Source organism: Pseudomonas sp. B21-009 (assembly GCF_024749345.1).
In the GTDB taxonomy this organism is placed as follows: Bacteria; Pseudomonadota; Gammaproteobacteria; order Pseudomonadales; family Pseudomonadaceae; genus Aquipseudomonas.
This window is the reverse complement of sequence record NZ_CP087199.1, coordinates 5,110,326-5,135,875: the sequence shown is the minus strand read 5'-3', so window position 1 is coordinate 5,135,875 and position 25,550 is coordinate 5,110,326. Positions and strand designations below refer to the sequence as shown.

The window sequence follows — 25,550 nt, the reverse complement described above, 5'->3', positions numbered from 1 at the left end:
TCATCGCGGGGCAAGACCGCTCCTACATTCGGTGTGCAGGAGCGGGCTTGCCCCGCGATGGGGCCTCAGAACTCCCAGCGCGTCGTCAGCATCACATTGCGCGGATCACCGTAGTAGGTGGTGTCGAAGTTGCCCAGCCCGGTCAGGTAGCGCTTGTCGAAGACGTTGTTGGCATTGACCGTGAAGCTCAGCTGCTCGTTGTATTGATAACGGGTCATCAGATCGACCAGGGTATAGCCGCCTTGCTTGATGAAGCTGTAATCCTCGATCGAGCGGTTGTAGATCTTGCCGTAGAACGCGCTCTGCCAGTTGATTCCACCCCCCACTGTCACCTTGTCCAGCACCCCCGGCAGGCGGTAGGTGGTGAACAGCCGCACCAGGTGTTCAGGTTTGCTGGTGCTCATCGGGAAGCCATAGATACGCTGCTCGTCGGCATCGCGTGAACGCGCGTAGGTATAGCCGGCCGAGAGGTTCCAGCCTTCCTGCAGCTCACCGGCCACTTCCAGCTCGATGCCCTGGGTGGTGGCGCCACTGGTCGCCTTGTAGATGCCCTCGTTGGTCGCAGGGTTGGTGCCGATCGACTCGGCAACGTTGTCCTGCTCGATGCGAAACAGCGCCAGGCTGGCGTTGAGCTTGCCGTCGAAGTAGGCCGCTTTCAGGCCGGTTTCGTAGCTGTCGCCTTCGACCGGGTCGAGGGTGGCACCGTTGCTGTCTTTGTTGCTCTGTGGCTGGTAGATCGAGGTGTAGCTGGCGTACACCGAGTAGGTGTCGTTCAGGTCATAGACCACTCCGGCGTAGGGCGTGACCACGCCGTGTTGCTTGTAGCTGGCCTGGCTGTCGGCAAAGTTCGGGTTCAGGCCGTCGTAATCGTAGTTGTCGCTGTACTTGAAGGTGCTGACCCGGGTGCCGAGGATGACTGAAAAGTCATCGGTCGGGTGCAGGCGGGTGGCGATGTAGGCGCCGTTCTGGCTCTTCTTCTGTTCGTACTTGCCGTTTTTCGGGAAGTCCGGCACGCCGATGTGACCGTCCCAGTCAAAGATGCTGCCGGGCACCGTGCCAAATTCGCCGGTGTCCCAGGTGGCGCCGGTCTGGCGCGAATGGTTGGTGTCAAGGCCGACGACCAGGTCGTGCTGGCGGCCGAACAGGGTGAACGGGCCGGAGATATTCAGGTCGGCACTGTTCTGCACCCGGTGGCCTTCCCAGCGGCCCCAGAAAAAGTACATGCCGTCACCATTGCGATCCGGCGCGCCACCGCTGGCCGAGGCCAGACGGGTGTCGTGATCGCTCTGCAACTGGTTGACGCTGAGCTTGAGCGACCAGTCGTTGGCCAGCGCCTGTTCCAGCGAGGCGAAGTAGGTGCGGTTCTGGAAGTCGCGGCGGCTCCAGTCGGCGCCCGGGTTGAACGAGCGGGAGAAGTCAGTGCGACCGCCGTCGGTGTAGTACACCGGGTTGCCGGTCCAGGAGCTGCCGCGCGGGGTGGTGGTCTGCTGGTCGATACCGACGGTCAGCAGGGTATCCGGGGTGATGTCGGCCTCGAGGATGCCGTAGTACACCTCTTTGTTCTGCTGGTAATGGTCCTGGTAGCCCTTCTTGTCCTGCTGGGCGCTGACGAAACGCCCACGCACGCTACCGCTGCTGTTGATCGGGCCGGAGACATCGACTTCGCCGCGGTAGTTGTCCCAGCTGCCGGCACTGCCGGTGAGCGAGCCCTGGAACTGCGCGGTCGGTTTCTTGCGGATCAGGTTGACCGTGGCCGACGGGTCGCCGGAGCCGGTCATCAGGCCGGTGGCGCCCTTGAGCACCTCCACACGGTCATAGATCGACATGTCGACATGCGCGGTACCTTCACCGTACACCCCGTCATACACGGTGTTGACGCCGTCGTACTGGTAGTTGGTGATCACCAGGCCGCGGCTGGTGAACTCGGTGCGGTCGCTGTCATAGGTTTGCGCCGAGACGCCGGGGGTATTGCGCAGCACATCGGAAATACTCTGGGCGCCCTGATCGTCCATCTGTTGGCGGGTAACCACGGTGATGGTTTGTGGCGTCTCGCGGATCGACAACGGCAGCTTGGTCGCAGTACGGGTCGCTGCGGTAGTGTAGGAATGCGTACCCTCGGTGGTTTCACCCAGGCCTTGAGCATTGATGCTGGTGGCGCCCAGTTCCATCGCCGCGCCAGTATTGGCGGGCACCAGCACGTAGCCGCCGTTGGACTGACGCTGGGCCTGCAGGCCGGTGCCGCTGAGCAGGCGCGCCAGGCCTTCCTCGACCGAGTAGGTGCCGTGCAGGCCGGCCGACTGCTGGCCTTGAGTCTGGCGCGCATCGAACGACAGGGTGATGTTGGCGCGGGTGGCGAACAGGCTCAGGGTAGTGCCCAGCGGGCCCGGGGCTATCTGGAACTGGGTGCTGGCGCTTTGCGCCATGGCGTGGGCCGGCAGCAGCGCGAGCAGCGGCAGCGGTGCCAGGGTCAGGCCGAACAGCGCCAGGTGGACAGCGCGAACCAGCGGGCGAGGGGCGCGCGGACAAGTCGGGGTCATGCAGGATTTCCTTCGATTGGCTGGGCAGAGGGGCGGTCGAAATTTGCCGCTTTAACTGCGTAGCCGAATGAGAATGAAAATCGGCAACCCTTTGTACGAAATTTCTTCAGACAGCTTCAATGCTGACCCAGTAGCGAGTCATATAATGCACCCTGACCGGCAACGACACGCCGAGGTTTTCCAGAATCGTGTCGGTGTCGTCGATGCGAAACGCACCTGACAGGCGCAGGTCAGCGATGCCCTCGGCGCAGCGCAGCACGCCGGGGCGGTAGCGGCGCAGTTCGCTGATGAAATCGGCCAGGCGCCATTCGATCACGGTCAGCATGCCCTGGGTCCAGGCGCCGGTGCCGGGCAGGGCGGTGCTGGCGGCAGCAATCTGCGTGCGGTTGAAGCTGACGCTTTGCCCGGCCTCCAGGCGCAGCATCAGCAGCGGCTGGTCGAGCGGGCGCACCTGCACCGCATGTTCGAGCACGCTGACCCGGCTCAGGCCATTGTCGCTACGCACGTTGAAGCGCGTGCCGAGGGCGCGCACCCGGCCTTCGGCGGTTTCGACCATGAACGGGCGCGCCGCGCTGTCAGGGGCGGTTTGCACCATGATCTCACCACTGTACAGGCGCAGCAGGCGTTGCTGGCTGTCGTAGCGGATATCCACGGCACTGTCGGTGTTCAGTTCAAGCTGGCTGCCATCGTCCAGGCGCACCTGGCGGCGCTGGCCCTTGCCGGTGCGCAGTTCGGCCATCCACGCCTGGCCCGGGGTACTTTGCTGTACCGCCCAGCCGGTTGCGCCAACGGCCATGAGCAGCGCCAGGGTCTTGAGCACGGCGCGGCGCCGGGCGCGCACGCCGGCAAGCGTCGGCAGGGCGACATCAGCGGGCAGTCGGCCCAGTTGGCGCTGCAGCTTTTCGACCCGCGCCCAGGCCTGGGCATGGGCCTGGTTCTTGCCCAACCAGTCTTGCCAGGCCTGCAACTGCGCAGCGCTGGGCGGCGCGGCGTTGAGCTGAACGTACCAGGTGGCGGCAGCTTCGAGGGTGCGATAGTCCAGCGGCTGGGCCATGTCAGTCGTCCGTGAGCAGCAGGCAGTGGGTCATGGCGCGGATCAGGTGTTTTTTCACCGTGGTCACCGATATCCCCAAGCGTTCGGCGGTAGCCACATAGCTCAGGCCTTCGAGTTGCACGGCCAGGAAGATAGAGCGCGTGCGCTCGCCCAGGCCATCGAGCATCTGGTCCACCGCCAGCAGGGTTTCGAGGATCAGCAAGCGGCTTTCCGGTGATTCGGCGACCCGCTCCGGGCGCAGCGCCAGTTCGTCCAGATAGGCCTGTTCAAGCGCCTTGCGGCGAAACTTGTCGATCATCAGCGCATGGGCGATGGCGCCCAGGTAGCTGCGCGGCTCGCGAATGGTGTCTGCATTGCGTGCATTCAATACCCGGATAAAGGTGTCCTGGGCAAGGTCGGCGGCATCGGCGGCATTGCCCAGGCGGGTACGCAGCCAGTTTTTCAACCAACCGTTATGTTCGCTGTAGAGCGCGTGCAGGGCAGCATGATCGGGAGCGGGCATGGCGGGGCAATATCGAGTAATTGATAATTAGTCGCATTATTGTGGTTTGCTGGCGCACTATGCAAGCGCTCGTGCTTGACCTGGGGCAGGGTCGGGCGAAGACTGGTCAGCTATTTGCCGAATCGACTCAGGAGGTTTCCATGACCAGCAGGGCCATTATCGTCCAGACCGGCGGTGGTTACGACAAGGTGCAGGTAGGCACCCGCGAGGCAGCCGCCCCGCAAGCCGGCGAAATCAGCGTGCGCCTGCATGCCAACTCGCTCAACTATCACGACTTCGCCGTGGTCAGCGGCATGTGGGGCCCGACTGCGCCGCGTATTCCCATGGCCGATGGCGCTGGCGTGGTGACCGCAGTGGGCACTGGCGTCAACGAGTTCGCTGTTGGTGATTCGGTGGTCAGTACGTTTTTCCCGGACTGGCTGGACGGCCAACCGTTGGTCGAAGGTTTCGCCAGCGTTCCGGGCGACGGCATCGATGGTTACGCCCGCGAACAGGTCACCGCTCGCGCGACGTCCTTTACTCATGCACCCAAGGGCTACAGCCACGCGCAAGCGGCGACCCTGACTACCGCCGGCCTGACTGCCTGGCGTGCGCTGATGGCCGACGACTCGCTCAAGCCAGGCGATACCGTGCTGGTGCAAGGCACCGGTGGCGTGTCGATTTTCGCCCTGCAGTTCGCCAAGCTGGCGGGCGCCACGGTGATCGCCACGTCCTCCAGCGACGACAAGCTCGAACGCCTCAAGGCCCTGGGCGCCGACCACCTGATCAACTACCGCAAAACCCCGGCCTGGGGCGAGAAAGTACGCCAGCTCACCGCCAACCGCGGTGTCGATCACGTGATCGAGGTCGGTGGCCCGGCGACTCTGGAGCAGTCGATGATCGCCGCGCGTATCGGCGGGCATGTGTCGCTGATCGGCATTCTTACCGGCGTGGCGGGCAACCTGCCGCTGGTCCAGGCGCTGGTGCGGCAGATCCGCCTGCAGGGTGTGCTGGTTGGCAGCCGCGCCCAGCAGCAGGCGATGGTCCGCGCCATCGATGCCAATGGCCTGCGCCCGGTGATCGACAAGACCTTCGAGCTGGAACAGATTGTCGAGGCCTTCCGCTACCAGGAAAGCAACCAGCACTTCGGCAAGATCTGCCTGAGCATCTGAGCCAGCGCCTCAGATCTGCCCCAGCAACCAGCCGCGAAATGCCGCCAATGACGGCAGCGACTGGTTGCGCGGCGGGTAGATCAGGTAATAGCTGCGCTGGCTGGCAAACGGCGCGCCGACGCTGACCAGCTCCCCGCTGGCCAGCTCGTCGGCCACCAGGATGCGCGGCACCAGGCCGATACCGATGCCGGCGCGCACCGCCTGGATCAGGTGCGAGGTCAGCTCGAAGCTTGGCCCCAGGCGCATGCTGCGGTGCGCCAGGCCATGATGGGAAAACCACTCGCCCCAGGCGTTGGGGTTGTTGGCCACGTTGAGCAGCAATTGCTCAGGCAGGCGCGGCGGCGACCAGTCGGCCTGGCTGGCGGCAGTCTCCGGCGACAGAATCACCAGCAACTCTTCGGCATGCAGGCGATGACAGACCAGCCCGGGCACATCGGCATTGCCGACGACGATGGCGGCGTCGATGCCGCTGGTTTCGAAATCGATGGCTTCGATGCGCGAATTGATGTGCACCAGCATGCCCGGGTGCAATTTGTAGAATTCATGCAGGCGCGGCAGTAGCCACTTGGAACCGAAGGTCGGTAGGGTGGCCAGGCGCAGGCTGCCTTCGCCGGACTGATAGGCCATGGCCTGCAAGGTGGCGCTGCGAATGCGCCCAAGGGCTTCGCTCATCTCCCGTTGATACAGCCGGCCGACATCGGTCAGGCGCACCTGGCGGCCTTCGCGGCGGAACAGGGTCAGGCCCAGTTGCTGCTCCAGTGCCTGCACCTGGCGGCTTACCGCGCTTTGGGTCAGCGACAGCTCGGTGGCGGCGCGGGTATAGCTTTCATGCCGGGCGGCGGCTTCGAACGCCAGCAGCAATGACATGGACGGTGTGAGATGGCGGTAATTCATTCGTTAAAGTCATCGATAGCGGCAGAAATATCCAGTTGTCCGCAGCGTCGCGCTCCGGGATCATTGGCATATCAGTGTCTTGAGGCTGACCTAATTATGCTCAGCCAGCAAGTGTTCCGATATTCCCGTGATTAGCCAAATTAAAGAGGCCATCCTTTGATGATCGCCCAGTTGCCGACCAGCGCCCCCGCTGGCGACTATGCCGATTTTCTCGCCGCCCTGCGCGCCAGCGGTTTCCGTGGCCAGTTCAGCGCCGACTACGCTACCCGTACGGTGCTCGCCACCGACAACTCGATCTACCAGCGCCTGCCGCAAGCGGCGGTGTTTCCGCTGGATGCCGAGGATGTTGCCCGCGTCGCTACGCTGATGGCCGAACCGCGCTTTCGCCAGATCAAGCTCACCCCGCGCGGCGGTGGCACCGGCACCAACGGCCAGTCGCTGACCGACGGCATCGTCGTCGACCTGTCGCGGCACATGAACAACATTCTCGAGATCAACGTCGAGGAGCGTTGGGTGCGGGTGCAGGCCGGGGTGGTCAAGGACCAGCTCAACGCAGCGCTCAAGCCCCACGGGCTGTTCTTCGCCCCGGAGCTGTCGACCTCCAACCGTGCCACCGTCGGCGGCATGATCAACACCGATGCCAGCGGCCAGGGCAGTTGCACCTACGGCAAGACCCGCGACCACGTGCTCGAACTGCACAGTGTGCTGCTCGGCGGCGAGCGCCTGCACAGCCTGCCGATTGATGACCAGGCGCTGGAGCAGGCTTGTGCACAAGAAGGCCGCAGCGGTGAGGTGTACCGCATGGCCCGGCAGATTCAGGAAACCCAGGCCGAGCTGATTGAGACCATCTTCCCCAAGCTCAACCGCTGCCTGACCGGCTACGACCTCGCGCACCTGCGCGACGAGCAGGGCCGCTTCAACCTCAACAGCGTGCTGTGCGGTGCCGAAGGCTCGCTGGGTTACCTGGTCGAGGCCAAGCTCAATGTGCTGCCGATTCCGAAATACGCCGTGCTGGTCAACGTACGCTACAGCAGCTTCATGGATGCCCTGCGCGATGCCAATGCGCTGATGGCGCACAAGCCACTGTCGATCGAGACGGTGGACTCCAAGGTGCTGATGCTGGCGATGAAGGACATCGTCTGGCACAGCGTCGCCGAGTACTTCCCCGCCGAAGCCGAGCGCCCGACCCTGGGCATCAACCTGGTGGAGTTCTGCGGTGATGATCCGGCCGAAGTGAACGCGCGGGTGCAAGCCTTCGTCGCCCACCTGCAGGCCGATACCGGCGTCGAGCGCCTGGGCCACACCCTGGCTGAAGGCGCCGAAGCGGTGACCCGCGTCTACACCATGCGCAAGCGCTCGGTGGGCCTGCTTGGCAACGTTGAAGGCGAAGTGCGCCCGCAGCCGTTCGTGGAAGACACCGCTGTACCGCCCGAGCAACTGGCCGACTACATTGCCGATTTCCGTGCCTTGCTCGACAGCTACGGCCTGGCCTACGGCATGTTCGGCCACGTCGATGCCGGCGTGCTCCACGTGCGCCCGGCGCTGGACATGAAAGATCCGGCCCAGGCGGCGCTGGTCAAGCCGATTTCCGATGCCGTGGCGGCGCTGACCCATCGCTACGGCGGCCTGCTCTGGGGCGAACATGGCAAGGGCCTGCGTTCGGAGTACGTGCCGGATTTCTTCGGTGCCCTGTACCCGGCGCTGCAATCGCTCAAGGGCGCCTTCGACCCGTACAATCAGCTCAACCCCGGCAAGATCTGCACCCCGCCGGACAGCGAGCAGGGCCTGATCAAGGTCAACGAAGCACCGATGCGCGGCGACTTTGACCGGCAGATCGATGAGCGGGTGTGGCAGAGCTTTGGCAGCGCCGTGCACTGCAACGGCAACGGCGCCTGCTACAACTTCGACCCCAACGACGCCATGTGCCCATCGTGGAAAGCCACCCGCGAACGCCAGCATTCGCCCAAGGGCCGTGCCTCGCTGATCCGCGAATGGTTGCGCCTGCAGGGTGCGGCCAGCATCGATGTGCTGGCGGCGGCAAAGAACAAGACCTCCTGGCTCAAGGAGCTGCCCAAGCGCCTGCGCAACAACCAGGCCCGCTCCCGTGGCCAGGCTGACTTTTCCCACGAAGTCTACGAAGCCATGGCCGGCTGCCTGGCGTGCAAATCCTGCGCGGGGCAGTGTCCGATCAAGGTCAACGTGCCGGAATTTCGTTCACGCTTTCTGGAGCTGTACCACGGCCGCTATCAGCGCCCGCTGCGTGACTACCTGATCGGTTCGCTGGAGTTCAGCATTCCTTACATGGCTTATGCGCCAGGCTTGTACAACGCGGTGATGGGTTCGAAGTGGGTCAGCCGCCTGCTCGAGCGCCATGTCGGCATGCTCGACAGCCCGCTGATCAGCCGTTACAACCTGCAGAACACTTTGACCCGCTGCAACGTGCGCGCGGCCAGCGTACCCGCGCTGCGCGAACTGACCCCGGCCCAGCGCGAGCGCAGCATCGTGCTGGTCCAGGATGCCTTCACCCGCTACTTCGAAACACCGTTGCTGGCGTCGTTCATCGAACTGGCCCATCGTCTGGGTCACAAGGTGTTCCTCGCGCCTTACAGTGCCAACGGCAAACCCTTGCATGTCCAGGGCTTCCTCGCAGCCTTTGGCAAAGCGGCGATTCGTAACGCCACCCAGCTCAAGGCCCTGGCCGATTGCGGCGTGCCGCTGGTCGGCCTCGATCCGGCCATGACCCTGGTGTACCGCCAGGAATACCAGAAGGTCGAAGGCCTGAGCGATTGCCCGAAGGTGTTGCTGCCGCAGGAATGGTTGATCGACGTGCTGCCTGAACAGGCTGCGGGCGCCAGCGACAGCTTCCGCCTGCTGGCCCACTGCACCGAGAAAACCAACGTGCCGGCCAGCACCCGTCAGTGGGAACAGGTATTCGCCCGCCTGGGGCTGAAACTGGTTACTGAGGCTACCGGCTGCTGCGGCATGTCGGGTACCTATGGCCACGAGGCGCGCAACCAGGACACCTCGCGGACCATCTTCGTGCAATCCTGGGCCGGCAAGCTGGATAAACCGGGGGAAGCATTGGCCACCGGTTATTCCTGCCGCAGCCAGGTCAAGCGCATGGCTGAGCGCCAGTTGCGTCATCCGCTGGATGTGCTGCTGCAGTACGCCAAGGGCTGATGGCCGCTCAGGGCTCGAGGGTATCGACGCTGACGGTGATGTAGAAGAACTCGATCTGTGCCCACTGCGAGCGCTGGTTGGCCAGCGTCTCTTCGGAGGCCATGAGGACTTGGTAAGTGATGCCGCTGTGTGGGTCGCGGTGGAAGTGGCGCAGTGAGTCCCACATGCAGCAGAAAAACTGCAGGCGGCCCATGCCATAGGTTTGCTGCAGGTGGGCCTCGGCCACCGCTGCTTCGGCGCCCCTGACCCTGTAGGTCGCGATCAAGGGCGCCGTCTGTCCTTCGATGTCCTGATGGCAGCCCTGGTACTGGATGCCCTTGGGGTACGCGCCCGATGTGCCGAGGAAGTCCTCGCACTTAGGTGCGGCCTGCAGCGACCCGCACAGCAGGAGCAGGGTCAGGATAATCAATGGGCGCAATGGTTTCGTCCTTGAAGTACGCCGGATCAGGCAAAGCTGATGTTGGTGCGCTGCTTGCCGTAAACAACCCGGGCGGCGGACATCAGTTGATGCGGGATTTCGACGAACGGGATATCCGAGTTGGTGATGGCGATGTCCACAAGTTGCAGCATCATCGAGTTCTTTTTGACCAGGATGACATCCGACCAGTCAGTGTTGGTCACGGCCACAGGCACGAAGTCGGAACGCTTGAGGAAGCTGCTGAGGGCTTCCAGTACACCCAGGTTCTGCTTGGTGCCTTGCAGGCTATGGCAGCAATCGTTGAGAAGCATGAAGCCATCATCGGCCAGCAGGTCCTGGTAGTACATCATGTCGCGCAGGATGTACTCGTATTGATGGTTGGCATCAATGTAGATCAGGTCGAATTTCTCGATACCGGTTCTTGGCTGGATCTCAGGAATGGCGTCGATCGTCTCGGCGCGAATGAGGGTGACGTTGGGCTTGTCGGCGAATTTGCCCTGGCATTCTTCATACAGGTTGTCCCAGGTGGCCATGTCATAAAGCGAGCCGCCATAGTAGTAATCATAGCTGTCTACAGGGTCAACCCAAGGTGGCAGCTGGTCGAACGGGCTGTAGGCTTCGGTGGCCGAGGGGCTCCAGCTGTCGATCAAGACCATCTGTTCAGGGCTGAGGGCGTTATAGAGGTTCAGCGCATTTTGCCCGCGCAGGACGCCAAGCTCGGCGATGACCGGCTTTTTATTGCAGGCGTCAAACACTGCCTTGAGAACGTGGTAAAAGGTCTCGCGGTGGGTCATACAGACTTTCATGCCTGCTCCTGTTCTGTGGTGGTTGCGGCCCCCCGGAGTCGACAAGGATACGAGACGGGGCGGTCCTTCCAGGTGTTTATCGACCGCTGCGCCAATAGGATGAGCACGGTTTTGTCCGCAGCGTGTCGATGGCCGACAGGCGGGTTCAGTCAGGGTTCTGCGGGCAACAAAAAAGGCATCGGCGCAAGCGCCAGATGCCTTTTTCGTTTTGCGTATTTGGTGGAACCGGGGGGATTTGAACCCCCGTCCGCCAGTGATCCGCTGTCGGTACTACATGCTTAGCCGTGTCTATTGAGTTAATCCGCAGCCGCCCGACGGGCAGGGTGCTTTGGACGAGTTGTGTAAGTTTTAGCCGCTTCGTCCACAACGTACTGCACGGCGATCCTGTTCTGTATGACAATCACTTCGGGTTTACAGGCATCCCCTAGTGATTGCTGGAGCCGAAGCTACCAGGAGAGCGGGCTCGGCTGCTTACGCAGCGAGAGCGTAACCCTCGTAGTTTTCGTCATTGGCAACTATAGAAAGTTGCAACAGTGGATTTACGAGTTCTGTTACCAACTCGGCATGCACCTAGAGTTTCACTACCGGCGTCGAATCCTAATCGGCCCCATGTGTTGCGCTCTAGCTGTAAGCGTTTTTCAACGCTCGAGGTCCAGTATACGCCATCGGTCGGGCGACGTCGACTGCTGGTCTGACATCGCCCGGCAGACGGGTTATTGGCCGTTGCTGCCTTTCTCGGTTTTCTCCAGGCGCTCCAGAGTCTTGCTGGTAATAGCAATGCAGTCTTTCGTGTTACCCGCTGCCTGGGCAGCCTTGGCGTCCTTGACATGCTCGGCCACGGCGTTGTCCATACCTTCGGAGGTAGCTCCGGCGGTGGCCGTGGCATCTTCAATCTTCTGCAGGTTTAGGGCGCACAGGTCTTCTTCCGCAAACACAGGGGAGGCAAGCAGTGCGGCGGCAATGAACAGTCCGGAAATCGCAGTACGCTTCATGTGAATCTCCTTGGCTGGGAAGGCCTCGGGAAAAGGGGGCCTAACTTGATGGACTGCGCCGCTTTCATAAAGGTTCAGATAGCCCGCGCCCGGGTTACCCGGTCCACCAGGTACACCAGCCCGTGATAATCGATCCCGCCATGGTTCGACAGGCCGATTTCACAGGTGCGGCTGGTGGAGATGCCTTCGCTGCAGTACTGCACCGCATCCTTGAGGCTGCGCAGCGAATGGGCATTGAGCTGCGGGGTGGTAAAGCCCTTGTCACCGGCAAAACCGCAGCAATGGATGCCTTCGGGAATCACCACCTGCTTGCTGCAACGTCGCGCCAGGTCGATCAGCGCCTGGCTTTCACCCAGGTGCTGGGTGCTGCAGGTCACGTGTACGGCGATCGGCTCGTCCTGGGGGGTGAACTCCAGTTTGTCGACCAGGTGAGTGCGGATGAAGCGCACCGGGTCATACAGGTCCAGGCGCGTTTCGGCCAGGTCCTGGACCAGGCGCAAGGTGCACGGGCTGGTATCGCAATAGATCGGGTCAAGGCCGCCGCGGCTGGCATGCAGCAGGGCGTTGATCAGCTCCTGGCGCTTGTGCTCGGCCTGTTCGGCGTAGCCCTTGGAAGCAAACGGCTGGCCGCAGCACAGGTTGTCCTGGTTGTCCGGGAATATCACTTGATAACCGGCCTTTTCCAGCAGGGCGCGGGTCTTGTCCAGCAACGAGATTTGCTCGCGATCCGCCGCCGCCGGGCCCATCACCCTTGAAACGCAAGCCGCCAGGTAGACGACTCGGGGCCGCGCATCGTTGCTGGCCGGGCTGAGCTGCACCGCTTTTAGCGGTTGTGGCATGGCCGGCGTCCACTGTGGCACTCGGCCGTGGCTGATCTTGCTGAGGCCGGCGCTCAGGCGACTCAGGCGCGGCGCGCCAAGCAGGCGACGGGCGCCGTTGGCGGCTTGCAAGGTAAGGCGCGCGCCACTGAGGGCGGTATGGAAATTGTCAGCCAGCCAGTCGGCAGTCTTCACGTGTTCGGCGGCCTGGCCGCGCAGCTTTTTCACCAGCTCACCGGTATTGATCCCCACCGGGCAGCGTTGGGCGCACAGGCCGGTGGCGGCGCAGGTGTCGATGCCCTGGTACTGGTAGTTGCGTTCCAGCTCGCGGGTATCGCTGCCAGCGCGTTTTTTCGCCTGGATATCGCGCCACATGACGATGCGCTGGCGCGGGCTCAGGGTCAGCCCCTTGGACGGGCAGACCGGCTCGCAGAAGCCGCATTCGATGCACTTGTCGACGATCTCGTCAGCCGCCGGTAGCGGCTTGAGGTTTTTCAGATGGATTTGCGGGTCTTCGCTGAGCACTACATCCGGGTTGAGAATGCCATTGGGGTCGAGCAGGCGCTTGAGCTGCCACATCAACCGGTAGGCATCGCTGCCCCATTCCAGCTCGACAAAGGGCGCCATGTTGCGCCCGGTGCCGTGTTCGGCCTTGAGCGAGCCGCCGAATTCGACCGCCACCAGTTGCGCCACGTCGTCCATGAAGGCCTGGTAACGCGCGACCTCTTCGGCGCTGTTGAAGCCCTGGGTGAAGACGAAGTGCAGGTTGCCTTCCAGGGCATGGCCGAACAGGATCGCCTCGTCATAGTGATGTTTGTCGAACAGCGCAATCAGGCGATTGACGCCGATGGCCAGTTGCTCGACCGGGAAGGTCACGTCTTCGATGATCACCGTGGTGCCGGTCTTGCGCACCGCGCCAACGGCGGGGAAGGTGTCCTTGCGGATGGCCCAGAGCTTGGCGTTCTCCTTGGCGTCCTCGGTGAAGTCGACTTGCTTCTCCACCGGGAAGCTGGCCAGCGAGGCCATGATCTGCGCCAGTTGCTCGTGCAGCAGCGCCTGGGTTGCTGCGCGGGATTCGATCAAAAGTGCGCAGGCGCCATCGGACAGTTGCTGGACGAAGGCCGGCATCCCGGGCTTGTCCTGCACCGAGCGCAGGCTGCGTCGGTCGAGCAGTTCCACCGCCGATACCGGTTGGCTTTTGAGTACGGTAACGGCGTTGCAGCAGGTTTCTACATCCGCGAAGACGATCAGTGCCGAGGCCTTGTTCGGGTGATCGATCACCGTGTCGTAGGTCACGGCACTGATAAAGCCCAGGGTGCCCTCGGAGCCGACCAGCAGGTGGCTGAGGATATCCAGCGGTTGGTCGTAGTCGATCAGGGCATTGAGCGACAGGCCGGTGGTGTTCTTCAGGCGGTACTTGTGGCGAATTCTGGCGGCTAGCTCAGTGTTGGCGCGGGTGTCCCGGGCCAGGCGCGCGAGCTCATCGAGCAGGTCGGCGTGGCTCTGTTCGAAGGCGGCGACGCTGGCCGGGTCTTCGCTGTCCAGGCGCGTGCCGTCGGCCAGCACCAGGCGCATGCCGGCCAGGGTGTGATAGGTGTTCTGCGCGGTGCCGCAGCACATGCCGCTGGCATTGTTGGCGACGATACCGCCAATCTTGCAGGCGTTGATCGAGGCAGGGTCCGGGCCGATCTTGCGCCCGAACGGGGCCAGCCAGGCGTTAGCCTGGGCGCCGATCACGCCAGGTTGCAGGCGGATCTGCTGGCCCTGGTGGCGAATCTCGCGGCCGTTCCAGTTATCGCCGAGCACGATCAGCACCGAATCGCTGATGGCCTGGCCGGACAGGCTGGTGCCGGCGGCGCGGAAGGTGACCGGCACGCGCTCGCGCTGGGCCAGCTTGAGCAGGGCGACCACTTCATCTTCGGATTCGACCCGTATCACCAGTTTGGGAATCAGCCGGTAGAAGCTGGCATCGGTGCCGAAAGCCAGGGTCGACAGCGGATCGTCGAAACGGCGCTCGGCGGGTATCAGGCGTGCTACCGAGTCGAGAAACGCGGCGGGCAGACTCATGCAATCTCCTCGCGGGGCCGTGGCGTCTGGTGCGCCGCGTGCCCCGGTCAATCAGGCGGTGATTCGAAGGCGCGGCTATCAGGCACCCAGTTCGCGGACCAGCGAGTCGCGGGTGATTTCGCTGATCGATTTGGCGCCTGTCAGTACCATGGCCACGCGCATTTCTTTTTCGAACAGCTCCAGCAGGTTCTTCACCCCGGCTTCACCGGCGGTGGCCAGGGCGTAGAGGAATGCACGGCCGATCAACACGGTGTCGGCACCCAGGGCAATCATGCGCACCACGTCCAGGCCGCTGCGGATGCCGGAGTCGGCGAGAATCTTCAGATCGCCTTTGACCGCGTCGGCAATCGCCGGCAGGGCGCGGGCACTCGACAGCACGCCATCGAGCTGGCGGCCGCCGTGGTTGGAGACGACGATGCCGTCGGCGCCGAACTTCACGGCGTCCTTGGCATCTTGCGGGTCGAGGATGCCCTTGATCACCATCGGGCCTTCCCAGAATTCGCGGATCCACTCAAGGTCTTTCCAGGAAATCGACGGGTCGAAATTGGCGCCCAGCCAGCCGATGTAATCGGCCAGCCCCGTGGGGCTGCCGCGGTAGGTGGAGATGTTGCCCAGGTCATGGGGTTTGCCCAGCAGGCCGACATCCACGGCCCACTGCGGGTGGGTCATGGCCTGCCAGACGCGGCGCAGCGGCGCGTTCGGGCCGCTCATGCCGGAGTGCGCATCGCGGTAGCGGGCGCCGGGCACCGGCATGTCCACGGTGAACACCAGGGTGGTAACGCCAGCGGCCTTGGCGCGCTCCAGGGCGTTGCGCATGAAGCCGCGATCCTTGAGCACATAGAGCTGGAACCACATCGGCCGGTCAATGGCCGGCGCCACTTCTTCGATCGGGCACACCGACACCGTCGACAGGGTGAACGGAATGCCTTTGGCCGCTGCCGCCCGCGCCGCCTGGACTTCGCCGCGGCGTGCGTACATGCCGGTCAGGCCGACCGGGGCCAGGGCCACCGGCATGCTCAGGGTTTCGTTGAACAGCTGGGTCTCGAGGCTCAGCTCGGACATGTTCTTCAATACGCGCTGGCGCAGGGCGATGCCGGCCAGGTCTTCGACGTTGTGGCGCAGCGTGTGCTCGGCGTAGGCACCGCCGTCGGCGTAGTGGAACAGGAATGGCGGCAGCTTGCGTTGGGCTGCTGCGCGGTAATCGGTAGCGGCAGAAATGATCATGGGGTCTCGCAGCGTTGGGTGAAGGGGAGCTGCCGGGCGCACCACAACGCGCCCGGCCCCTGACACTTTAGTGAACCAGCATGCCGGTCAGCCAATAAGCCTGGATCAAGGTGATCAGGCCAACGATAGTGGCGAAGAACAAGCTGTGCTTGAGGGTGAAGCGGAACAGGTCCGACTCTTTGCCGACCAGGCCGGTAGCGGCGCAGGCCACGGCGATCGACTGCGGCGAAATCATTTTGCCGGTCACGCCGCCGCTGGTGTTGGCGGCCACCAGCAGGGTGTCGTTGACCCCGATCTGGTGCGCGGTGGTGGCCTGCAGCGAGCTGAACAGGGCGTTCGACGAAGTATCGGAACCGGTCAGGAACACGCCCAGCCAGCCGAGGAACGGCGAGAAAAACGGGAACGCCGCGCCAGTGCCGGCCAGTACCAGGGCCATGGTCGACGACATGCCCGAGTAGTTGGTGACGAAGGCAAAGGCCAGGACCATGCCGATCGACAGGATCGGCCAGCGCAGTTCGAAGAAGGTCTCTTTCAAAGTGGTCAGACCAGTTTTGAAATTGATCTTCAGCACCAGCATCGAGATCAGCGCCGAGAAGAAAATCGCGGTACCGGTGGCAGAAATCGGGTCGAGCTTGAACACCGCCGGGATCGCCGTCGGGGTGGCGACGATCGGTGCGGTCTTGATCACCAGTTGGTCAAGGTGCGGGATGGCGAAGTTGAATACCCAGCTGTACATCGAGCCACCGGCGGCGAAAGCGGCCTTGAACGGCTTGAGGGTCCAGATGGTGACCAGCACGGTGAGGATCAGGAACGGCGACCAGGCTTTGAAGATCTCGCCGAAGCTGTACGGCGAAGGCTGGCTGCCACCGCTCTGTACCACAGCGGCGCCAACACTACCGGGGGCGGCGGCGAACGAACGCTTGGGCTGCCAGACCTTGAGGAACAGGGTCAGGGAAATCAGGCTGGCCAGGGCCGAGGTGATGTCCGGCAGTTCCGGGCCAATGAAGTTCGAGGTGAAGTACTGGGTCACGGCAAAGCTCAGGCCGGCCACCAGGGCGGCTGGCCAGGTCTCTTTGACGCCGCGCAGGCCGTCCATCATGAACACCAGCCAGAACGGTACGAACAGCGACAGCAAGGGCAGCTGGCGGCCGGTCATGGCGCCGATCTTGAACGCATCGATACCGGTCACCTGGCCGGCCACGATGATCGGGATGCCCAGGGCGCCGAAGGCCACAGGCGCGGTGTTGGCGATCAGGCACAGGCCGGCGGCGTATAGCGGGTTGAAGCCCAGGCCCACGAGCAGGGCGGCGGTGATCGCCACCGGGGCGCCGAAACCTGCCGCACCTTCAAGGAAGGCGCCGAAGCAGAAACCGATCAATAGCACCTGCAGGCGCTGGTCGTCGGTAATCGACAGCACCGAGCTGCGGATCACTTCGAACTGGCCGCTCTTGACCGTCAGCTTATACAGGAACACTGCGGCGACAATGATCCAGGCAATCGGCCACAGGCCATAGGCAAAGCCGTATCCGGCGGCGGCAAGGGCCATGTCGGCAGGCATCTGGAAAGCAAAGATCGCCACCAGGATCGACAGGCCCAGCGTGATGCTGCCAGCCACGTGACCCTTGAGGCGGAACACCGCCAGCGCGAGGAAAAAGAACACGATCGGGATGACTGCCGCGAGCGCGGACAGGCCAAGACTACCAAGCGGACTGTAAAGCTGTTGCCAGGTTTGCATATGGGGTGGCCCCTAATTGTTGTTGGTCAGGCACTGGCATTGGATAATTGGTAAGACCAATTTACAATGTCGAGGCGCTAGGTTAAAAGCCTCGAAGTGGCTGTGTCAATTTGTCCCAGGAAACTTTTCTTGGGATGGTTGAAGGGGAGCGGGCCTGAACGGCAGGGAAATTTGCCAACTGATTAGTGTCGGCGGGTCGCGGATGCGCCAGAATAGACAGCCCCGAACGCACTCGGGATTGTGGAGAGCATGTGATGGTTTTTGATCAGGTCCGCCAACGCCGTTTGTCCGACGATATCGTCGAACGGCTGGAAGGGATGATTCTTGAGGGCACCTTGACGGCCGGTCAGCGCCTGCCCGCCGAGCGGGCGCTGGCCGAGCAGTTCGGCGTGTCACGACCGTCGTTGCGCGAAGCGATCCAGAAGCTGGTGGCCAAGGGCTTGTTGGTCAGCCGCCAGGGCGGTGGTAACTATGTGGCCGAATCGCTCGGCTCGACCTTCAGTGACCCGCTGCTGCAGTTGCTCGAAAGCAACCCGGAAGCGCAGCGCGACTTGCTGGAATTTCGGCATACCCTGGAGGCATCCTGTGCCTATTATGCGGCGATCCGTGCCACTGAGCCTGACCGCCTGCGGCTCAAGGCAGCCTTCGACACCTTGCAGGATTGCTACGCCCGCGCTGATGAAGTCGACCGGGCCGAAGAGGGCGCGGCCGATGCGCGTTTTCATCTGGCAATCGCCGAAGCCAGTCATAACGCGGTGTTGTTGCACACCATTCGCGGCCTGTTCGACCTGCTCAAGCGCAACGTGGTGACCAACATCGGCGGCATGTACAAACAGCGCAGCGAAACCCGCGACATGCTCATCAGCCAGCACCGCGAGCTGTACCTGGCGATTGTCGAAGGGCGTGCCGAAGATGCACGCGAAGTCTCCAGCCGGCACATCACCTATGTGCAGGAAGTGCTCGATGAAGTGCGCCAGGAGGTTCAGCGGGTGGCGCGGGCGGAGCGGCGCAGCGGGCGCTAGCAATCGTGGGGCAAACTCGCCCCTGTAGGAGCGGGCTTGCCCCGCGATGAGGGCGCTTCAGGCTGGAATCAGTCTTCCTTGCCCTTGTTGCGTACCGCGCGCTGCAACTCGCGGTCGGAATCGCGCTCGCGCTGGGTATCGCGCTTGTCGTATTCCTTCTTGCCCTTGCCCAGTGCGATTTCGCACTTGATCAAGTGCTTGCTCCAATAGATCGACAAGGCCACGCAGGTGTAGCCCTTCTGCTGGACAGCCGCATGCAGGCGTTCCAGCTCTCGACGGTTGAGCAGCAGTTTGCGGGTACGTGTCGGGTCGGCGATGACGTGAGTACTGGCGGCTGTCAGCGGCGTGATGTGGCTGCCCATCAGCCAGGCCTCGCCATCCTTGAGCACCACGTAACTGTCGGTCAGGTGCGCCTTGCCGGCACGCAGACTTTTTACTTCCCAACCGGACAGGACCAATCCGGCCTCGAACTTGTGCTCGATGAAGTAATCGTGACGCGCCTTTTTATTCTGCGCGATAGTCCCTGTCGGATGTTTCTTTTGTTTAGCCATAGGGGCGGCATTATAGGCAGTCGCCGCGCTGTCGGCTATGGGTAGCGGTGCGCTTGAGCCATTGCCGTGAATCCCGGACAATGCGCGCACTTGATGCGCTCAATGGCGCCCATCGGCATTCGGGTTGCGTTTGCCGCTCAGCTTTGGAATCGACCCCTGGATGACTACCCATATTCAACGTTCGGCCCTGCTGCCATATCCCGCCCAGGCCCTGTACGACCTGGTCAATGATGTCGCGCGCTACCCGGAGTTCCTGCCCTGGTGTTCGTCCAGCACCGTGATCGAAGAAAGCGACACGCACATGCGCGCACGCCTTGAGGTAGCCAAGGGCGGGATGAGCCAGCAGTTTGTAACCAGCAATGTGCTGGTGCCGGGCCAGTCCATCGAAATGAACCTTGAAGAAGGACCATTTTCCCAGCTGCATGGTGTCTGGGTGTTCAAGCCGTTGGGCGAGAAAGCCTGCAAGATCAGCCTCGACCTGTCGTTCGATTACGCCGGGCCATTGGTGCGCGCCACCTTGGGGCCGTTGTTCAACCAGGCCGCCAACACTCTTGTCGATGCTTTCTGCCAGCGTGCCAAGCAGCTCCATGTCTGAAGCCTTGCTGACCGTCGAGGTGGTGTATGCCGTGGCTGAGCGGCAGGTGCTGCTCAGTGTTGAGGTGCCGGCGGGTGCGACTATCAATGAAGCAGTAAAACTGTCGGGGATCGTCGCGCATTTTCCCGAGGCCGATATTCAGGCCTGCCCGGTCGGGGTCTTTGGCCGGGTGATCGCCAATCCTGAAGCGCACAAGGTTGAGGCGGGTGATCGCATCGAGCTTTATCGGCCTTTGCTGGCGGACCCGAAAGAGGTGCGCAAGCAGCGCGCGGCCAAGGTTGCTCGGGTATTCAAGAAGGCCAAGCGTTAAGCAATCCTGCGCTAAAGTATTTCGACTGGGTGTTCAGTTTACGCCCTTCTGACGTCGAGCTGACCTAGCATTTTTACCAGTAGTCGGCGATTTCTCATTGAGGTTAGCTGTGCTTCGAAAGGCTGAAGGTATGGCCTTGAGTAGTCACATACACTTGAATGGGACTTCACCATGTCCACATCAATAAAGCTTGAACCGGTCGTTGAACTTGTCGGCGCCGAAGGCACAACCTATCACCCGATGAAACATCAGCAGGGTAATGCCGCGACGGTCAAAGTCTGTTATGAGGGGCTCACCGCTGATGACACTATTCGTGTTTATTGGCAAACAGTTGATGATGAATATCAATCTATCGATATTTGGGTAGAGGAACAGGGTTGTGCACTGTTCCAGGTATCTCATTACCTACTGGGCTTGCGAATCACTGCGACGGCGCGTATCTACTGTGAAGTTGTTCGTGATGATGAGACGTTCACTTCGCCGGTCAGCGAATACTCAATCAGCCTGCGGTCTGAAGATCTGCCGGAAACCACAGTGCTGCAAATGACTGCGGAAGGGAAGCTGGATCTTTCGTTGTTGTGCTGTGAAGACCCCGATGTTTATATTGAGCCTTGGCCTTTTGTCAAAGTTGGCCAGCGAGTGACGCGCTTGGCGCTAATGGGGCCTTCTGCGCAGTTCATGCTGTATGAGGGGGATCTAATTACAGCCGCTGATGTGGCGGGTGGCTGGAGTAGGAAGCTGCCGCTGGACAAGCTTCGGCAATTTGCTCATGGCGAGTTGGTATTTTTGCAATTAATGATTCAACTCAATCCTGACGTGTCCAGTGGGCATCAACTCTTCCCGCTTAAAACCGTTACCATCCTGACGGAGCCTCATCTAAGCCTCTCGCCTCCAGCTGTGGTCGAAGCAACAGACTGTGGTTCAGGTGACTTTGTCCTCAACCCAGCCAATGCCGTCGAGGGTGCGACCCTCCAGGTGGCCTATGAAAACATGTGCTGCAATGACCAGGTGTGTGCCACCTGGCAGGGGACGCCGGGTGCGGGGACGCCAGAGCTTGAGTGCCAGATTGTCGGTGATTCGCAGGTTGTCAATTTTCGGGTTCCTCCTCAAGTAATAAGCGCAAACTTCAACGGTAGGGTCTTCGCAGCTTACTCAGTCTGGCGTGAAGGTGGGGCTTGGGAGTCGCCGCCGCTTGAGATCCAGATACTCGACATCGATGTGTTGCCGACTCCGGCTGTAGAGCAGGCCACAGGCCAATGGCTGGACCTCAATACCTTCCCCGGCGATGCGGTTGCCACGGTTGAACCATGGGATTTTGTTGAGGTTGGCCAGGCGTGTTGGTTGACCGTGACGGGGCAACTCGAGAGCGGGGGTGAGCACACTTTCCAGGTATTGGAAGGCATGCCATTGACGGCAGAATGGCTGGCAAATGGCGTAAGTACACTGCTGGCGCGAAATGAGCTTGAGCAACTGGCGGATTACAGTGATCTACAGCTGAACTTCGCGGTTAATTTTGATGGAAAAGTCGACAGGTCCACAGCCAGGGAGTTTCCGCTGCTGTCACTGCAAGTTGTACAGGCCGACTTGCAGCTACCTGCGCCGCAGGTTGTGCAAGCGGTCGGCAACACCTTGACGGTGTACAACGGTAGGGATGGCGTAACGTTGCGGGTTCGCTACGAGCGGATGAGCTCGCATCACAGTATCCAGCCGTGCTGGCAGCGTTGGGACGAAAGTTGTTTGCCGATCACTGCCAAGCCTGGCAATCCTGGATCGGGTTACGTCGACTTTTTTGTGCCGCGTGAAGCGGTGATTGTGGCCAGCGGTAAGACGGTGAAGATTCACTATACGGTCACTTATCGCGGTGGGCAAAAGTCGCAGGTTTCCTCAAGCTTGGGTTTGATTGTCACGAATCCGGTGCGTCTACCGACGCCGGTTGTGCCACAGGCGACGTTAGGTATTCTGGATTTGCGTAATTTTTCCGGTGATGCTGATATCTCTGTCGAGAAGTGGTGGTTTATTTTGCCTAAGCAACGTGTGTGGTTGCGCGGGCGTGGCACGCGGCAGGATGGCAGTGCTTATAACTTCACTATTCTCCAGGCATATACTGTAACAGCTGCAGAAGTAGCTCGTGGGCTCAAGGCTGTGCTGCGTCGTGAGCACCTAGGTGTATTGAAGCAGAACAGCACTCTGACAATTACGTGTAGCGCTACAACTGATGAGAGTGCGCAGGAGGGTAAAGCGGTAGTATTTCCATCGCTTTCATTGATCGTGCGTTCATCAGCGTTCGAAGACTTGACGGGTTTTGAAAATGGCTGGAATGGTTGGGGGTGGGGAGGGGCTGGGGCTTCCAGTGATCTGAGTATTCGATTAGAGGGGGCAGGCAAAATTTTGGTTAATATGACTCATACCAATAATTCTGCCGGTGTCTTCCTGAGAAAAACATTTAATAGCTTGGAGGTGGGTAGAAAATATATGTTTAGCATGGATGTGCGTCAGTTTAATAATGTCAGTCCTGCGCCGCAGATCTCGGTTATGGCTGACAGTGTTTCAGTCATAGGGGTTAATACTATTTCTGGTATGGTGTGGCGAAAATTGTCGGGAAGTTTTACTGCGACGAGAACCTCTATGCAGGTGAGTCTCTACTGTCATTTGGCGGGAACTTCCGGCAACGACTTCGCAATGGATAACTTAAGGCTATCCAGCCTTTAGTCAGTTAATTGGAGCTCGGCGTCAAGGTGCTTTTGAAGCAAGCATCACGAGAGAGCTGATCGCGGTGCCATCAGCTCTCTCGATCCCGTCATCACTGCGGCGAGGTATCCAGCGGCTCTGGCACCGGCACCGGGATGACCTCAATGGTATCCACGTCTTTCTGGATGGTGTCTTCCAGCGAGCCTGGTTTGGCAGGTTTTTCCTGCGCAGCGGGTTCGGTAGTGCCAGTCGGGCTGACCGTGGTGTCGCCGCTGCCACCGAGGATTTCCTGGTCGCGGCTGACGCCCGGCATGAAGTCGCCGGACAGGCTGCTGAGCTGATCGTTCTCGTTGAAGAAGATGCTCATGCGCTCCTGTTGGCGCTCACCGCCGCCAGGCTGCAGGCTGTACAGGTAATCCCAGCGATTGGTATGGAACGTATCCTGGATCAGCGGGTTGCCCATGATAAACCGTACTTGCCGACGGGTCATTCCGGGGCGCAATTGGTCTATCATGTCTTGCGTGACGACATTGCCCTGCTGGATGTCGATTTTGTAAACCCCGGGGAACGAGCAACCGGCGAGTGCGAGCAGTCCCACGAAGGTGAGGCTGGTTAGCAAGAGCTTGGTGTTTTGCATCGGTGGGCGACTTCCACTATCTTGGCTGGACAACGTAAACCCCGATCATACCCGTATTCAGAGAAGCTGCGAAGCAGCATCGGCGAGAAAGCTGACCATGGTTGAAAATAGCGAACTGCGCAAAGCCGGTCTCAAGGTGACACTGCCTCGAGTGAAAATTCTACAGATGCTCGACTCTACCGAGCAGCGTCACATGAGTGCTGAGGATGTCTACAAAGCGCTGATGGAGGCAGGCGAGGACGTCGGTCTGGCCACGGTTTACCGTGTTCTGACCCAGTTCGAAGCCGCAGGCCTGGTCGTGCGCCATAACTTCGATGGCGGCCACGCCGTGTTCGAGCTGGCTGACGGTGGTCACCACGACCACATGGTCAACGTCGACTCCGGCGAAGTCATCGAGTTCTTCGACAGTGAAATCGAGAAGCGCCAGAAGCAAATCGTGGAAGAGCACGGTTTCGAGCTGGTGGACCACAATCTGGTCCTGTACGTACGCAAGAAAAAGTAAGCAATTATTACATTGCTGCATATGTACTGAAGGCGACCCTGGGGTCGCCTTCGTGCTTTCTGGCTGGCAGCTTTTTATAGCTGCGCGTTTCAGGCCTTGCTGGTGACCACCATCTTGCGGGCGTGGGCCAGGGATTCTTTGGTCAGGTCGATGCCGCCGAGCATGCGTGCAACCTCTTCAACGCGCTCGCGCTTGCCCAGGTTGGCCACTGCGGTGTGGGTGGCATCGCTGTCGCGCACCTTGTGCACGAACAGGTGGTGATGGCCCTGGGCTGCTACTTGAGGCAAGTGAGTGACGGTCAGCACCTGGCCGCGTTCACCCAGGCGGCGCAGCAGCTGGCCGACGATCTCTGCCGTTGGCCCGCCGATGCCGACGTCGACTTCGTCGAACACCAGGGTCGGGATCCGTGAGGTCTGCGCGGTAATCACCTGGATCGCCAGGCTGATCCGCGACAGCTCGCCACCGGAAGCCACCTTGGCCAGGGCCTTGAGCGGCTGCCCGGGGTTGGCGCTGACCAGCAGCTCGACCTGCTCCAGGCCCTGGGGTTGCAGTTCGTCGCTGCTGTTGGGCCGCAGCTCGATGCTGAAACGCCCGCCTGGCATGCCCAGGCGCTGGATTTCCTGCTCCACCGCACTGGCCAGCTGGCTGGCGGCTTGCTGGCGCAGGGCGCTCAGTTCGCCGGCCTTGTCCTGGTAGTGGCGGGCATAGGCGGCCAGTTCTTCACCCAGGCGCTCGATCGATTCGTCGTTGGCGTTGAGGTTCTCCAGCTCTTCCATCAGGCGCTGCTGCAGGCCAGCCAGCTCGGTGGGGTGCACCCGGTGTTTGCGGGCGAGGGTATAGATGGTGTCGAGGCGCTCTTCGAGCTGTTGCAGGCGCGCCGGGTCGGCATCGAAGTTGTCGAGGAAGCGGTTCAGTTCGCCAACCGCTTCTTCTACCTGGATCTGCGCACTGGCAATCATGCTGGCCGCCTCGCCCAGGGCCTTGGGTGCGTTGTGCACGGCGGTCAGGCGGTTGAGGCTGGCGGTCAGGGCATTGAGCACGTTGCCCGAGTCGTTCTCGCTGCAGTGGTCGATGACCTGCCGGCAAATGCCGAACAGCGCTTCGGCGTTGGTCAGGTTCTTGTGTTCCTGTTCCAGCAGTTCCAGTTCGTTCTCGCCCAGGCCAAGGTTGTCGAGTTCTTCGAGCTGGTAGCTGAGCAACTGGTGCTGCGCGCGCTGCTCATCGCCGGAATTGGACAGCCGCTCCAGCTCCTGGCGGGTCTGGCGCCAGCGCTGGGCGGCAAGCTGGACCTGGCGGGCGAGGTCGGTGGCGCCGGCGTATTCATCGAGCAGGCGCCGATGCGTGTCGGTTTTCAGCAGTGACTGGTGTTCGTGCTGGCTGTGGATATCGATCAGCAGCTCGCCCAGGGCCTTGAGGTCGCCGAGCGGGCAGGGCGTGCCGTTGATATAGCCACGGCTACGGCCTTCGGCGGTGATCACCCGGCGCAGGATGCACGGGCCGTCGCTGTCGAGGTCGCGTTCGGCGAGCCAGCTGCGCGCCTCGGGGATGTCGACCAGGTCGAAGGTGGCAAGGATGTCGGCCTTGTCGGCCCCTGGGCGCACCACGCCACTGTCGGCGCGATCGCCCAGGGTCAGGCCCAGGGCGTCGAGCATGATCGATTTGCCGGCCCCGGTTTCACCGGTGATGACGCTCATCCCGCGAGCGAGCTCGAGGTCCAGGTGTTCGACGATGGCGTAATTGTGTACGGACAGGTGCACCAGCATTGGGGCGGCTCCCAGGCGTTAGGTCTGGTTATTTATACAGTGTTTTTAAATCCGCTGACAATGCTGATGTTTAGTTCAATTTGGTAATCGCGGCGCGGTTCTGA

Annotated in this window: 20 protein-coding genes and 1 other RNA gene; 7 read left to right on the top strand and 14 right to left on the bottom strand. The window is 61.6% G+C overall.

The genetic code is table 11. From position 1 onward, the window contains the following. Nucleotides 1-65: 65 nt before the first annotated feature. The 3 genes from LOY34_RS23665 to LOY34_RS23655 form a co-directional block, all read right to left on the bottom strand. Nucleotides 66-2,537 carry a TonB-dependent siderophore receptor gene (locus LOY34_RS23665; RefSeq protein ID WP_195885077.1) on the bottom strand — a complete coding sequence of 824 codons (2,472 nt, stop codon included), beginning with the start codon at nt 2,535-2,537 and terminating at the stop codon, nt 66-68. A gap of 106 nt (nt 2,538-2,643) precedes the next feature. Next, entirely contained in the window at nt 2,644-3,591 is a 948-nt protein-coding gene (locus tag LOY34_RS23660; RefSeq protein WP_195885076.1) for a FecR domain-containing protein, read from the bottom strand. A 1-nt stretch (nt 3,592) separates the two neighbouring features. Next, the gene (locus LOY34_RS23655) at nt 3,593-4,093 is read right to left on the bottom strand and encodes a sigma-70 family RNA polymerase sigma factor (RefSeq protein ID WP_045199783.1); all 501 of its coding nucleotides are present in this window, start codon (nt 4,091-4,093) and stop codon (nt 3,593-3,595) included. Between the two features lie 140 nt (nt 4,094-4,233). Here LOY34_RS23655 and LOY34_RS23650 point away from each other — a divergent pair, with 140 nt between their 5' ends. After that, on the top strand, nt 4,234-5,244 hold the full coding sequence (locus LOY34_RS23650; protein ID WP_045199781.1) for an NAD(P)-dependent alcohol dehydrogenase: 1,011 nt from the start codon (nt 4,234-4,236) through the stop codon (nt 5,242-5,244). A gap of 9 nt (nt 5,245-5,253) precedes the next feature. Here the strand turns inward: LOY34_RS23650 and LOY34_RS23645 are convergent, their stop codons facing one another. Then, on the bottom strand, nt 5,254-6,138 hold the full coding sequence (locus LOY34_RS23645) for a LysR substrate-binding domain-containing protein (protein ID WP_195885075.1): 885 nt from the start codon (nt 6,136-6,138) through the stop codon (nt 5,254-5,256). Between the two features lie 159 nt (nt 6,139-6,297). On the opposite strand from LOY34_RS23645, the gene LOY34_RS23640 reads away from it, so the two are divergent. Continuing rightward, nucleotides 6,298-9,318, top strand: a complete 3,021-nt coding sequence (locus tag LOY34_RS23640) for an FAD-binding and (Fe-S)-binding domain-containing protein (protein WP_258664063.1) — start codon at nt 6,298-6,300, stop codon at nt 9,316-9,318. Nucleotides 9,319-9,325: 7 nt separating this feature from the next. Here the strand turns inward: LOY34_RS23640 and LOY34_RS23635 are convergent, their stop codons facing one another. The 7 genes from LOY34_RS23635 to LOY34_RS23605 form a co-directional block, all read right to left on the bottom strand. Continuing rightward, a complete protein-coding gene (locus LOY34_RS23635; RefSeq protein ID WP_195885073.1) occupies nt 9,326-9,736 on the bottom strand; it encodes a DUF4952 domain-containing protein in 411 nt (136 codons plus the stop codon). Between the two features lie 26 nt (nt 9,737-9,762). After that, nucleotides 9,763-10,542 (bottom strand): class I SAM-dependent methyltransferase, encoded by a 780-nt coding sequence (locus tag LOY34_RS23630; RefSeq protein WP_045199772.1) that lies wholly within the window; start codon nt 10,540-10,542, stop codon nt 9,763-9,765. Between the two features lie 217 nt (nt 10,543-10,759). After that, nucleotides 10,760-11,151, bottom strand: a transfer-messenger RNA (tmRNA) gene (gene ssrA, locus LOY34_RS23625). Nucleotides 11,152-11,255: 104 nt separating this feature from the next. After that, a complete protein-coding gene (locus LOY34_RS23620; RefSeq protein ID WP_045199770.1) occupies nt 11,256-11,534 on the bottom strand; it encodes a hypothetical protein in 279 nt (92 codons plus the stop codon). Between the two features lie 74 nt (nt 11,535-11,608). Further along, nucleotides 11,609-14,419: an FAD-binding and (Fe-S)-binding domain-containing protein gene (locus LOY34_RS23615; RefSeq protein ID WP_195885072.1), complete on the bottom strand. Its 2,811-nt coding sequence runs from the start codon at nt 14,417-14,419 to the stop codon at nt 11,609-11,611. 78 nt (nt 14,420-14,497) lie between these two features. Further along, a complete protein-coding gene (lldD, locus tag LOY34_RS23610; protein ID WP_195885071.1) occupies nt 14,498-15,643 on the bottom strand; it encodes an FMN-dependent L-lactate dehydrogenase LldD in 1,146 nt (381 codons plus the stop codon). 67 nt (nt 15,644-15,710) lie between these two features. Beyond that, nucleotides 15,711-17,378, bottom strand: coding sequence for a lactate permease LctP family transporter (locus LOY34_RS23605; RefSeq protein WP_093379286.1), 1,668 nt, complete (start codon nt 17,376-17,378; stop codon nt 15,711-15,713). Nucleotides 17,379-17,632: 254 nt separating this feature from the next. On the opposite strand from LOY34_RS23605, the gene LOY34_RS23600 reads away from it, so the two are divergent. Next, entirely contained in the window at nt 17,633-18,400 is a 768-nt protein-coding gene (locus tag LOY34_RS23600; RefSeq protein ID WP_045199761.1) for a GntR family transcriptional regulator, read from the top strand. A 68-nt stretch (nt 18,401-18,468) separates the two neighbouring features. Here the strand turns inward: LOY34_RS23600 and smpB are convergent, their stop codons facing one another. After that, complete coding sequence (gene smpB / locus LOY34_RS23595; protein ID WP_028944546.1) at nt 18,469-18,951, bottom strand: SsrA-binding protein SmpB; 483 nt, start codon at nt 18,949-18,951, stop codon at nt 18,469-18,471. Between the two features lie 160 nt (nt 18,952-19,111). On the opposite strand from smpB, the gene LOY34_RS23590 reads away from it, so the two are divergent. The 3 genes from LOY34_RS23590 to LOY34_RS23580 all read left to right on the top strand — a co-directional run bounded on the left by LOY34_RS23590 (nt 19,112) and on the right by LOY34_RS23580 (nt 22,565). Further along, on the top strand, nt 19,112-19,546 hold the full coding sequence (locus tag LOY34_RS23590; protein ID WP_045199756.1) for a type II toxin-antitoxin system RatA family toxin: 435 nt from the start codon (nt 19,112-19,114) through the stop codon (nt 19,544-19,546). Then, nucleotides 19,539-19,856 (top strand): RnfH family protein, encoded by a 318-nt coding sequence (locus LOY34_RS23585; protein WP_195885070.1) that lies wholly within the window; start codon nt 19,539-19,541, stop codon nt 19,854-19,856. Before LOY34_RS23590 ends, LOY34_RS23585 begins: the two co-directional genes overlap by 8 nt. Nucleotides 19,857-20,027: 171 nt before the next feature. Continuing rightward, nucleotides 20,028-22,565, top strand: a complete 2,538-nt coding sequence (locus LOY34_RS23580; protein WP_195885069.1) for a carbohydrate binding domain-containing protein — start codon at nt 20,028-20,030, stop codon at nt 22,563-22,565. 91 nt (nt 22,566-22,656) lie between these two features. Here LOY34_RS23580 and LOY34_RS23575 read toward each other — a convergent pair whose 3' ends face one another. Then, complete coding sequence (locus tag LOY34_RS23575; protein ID WP_195885068.1) at nt 22,657-23,181, bottom strand: outer membrane protein assembly factor BamE; 525 nt, start codon at nt 23,179-23,181, stop codon at nt 22,657-22,659. A 97-nt stretch (nt 23,182-23,278) separates the two neighbouring features. On the opposite strand from LOY34_RS23575, the gene fur reads away from it, so the two are divergent. Then, entirely contained in the window at nt 23,279-23,683 is a 405-nt protein-coding gene (gene fur, locus LOY34_RS23570; RefSeq protein ID WP_045199750.1) for a ferric iron uptake transcriptional regulator, read from the top strand. Between the two features lie 89 nt (nt 23,684-23,772). Here fur and recN read toward each other — a convergent pair whose 3' ends face one another. Beyond that, nucleotides 23,773-25,446 (bottom strand): DNA repair protein RecN, encoded by a 1,674-nt coding sequence (gene recN, locus LOY34_RS23565; RefSeq protein WP_195885067.1) that lies wholly within the window; start codon nt 25,444-25,446, stop codon nt 23,773-23,775. Between the last annotated feature and the right edge of the window lie 104 nt (nt 25,447-25,550).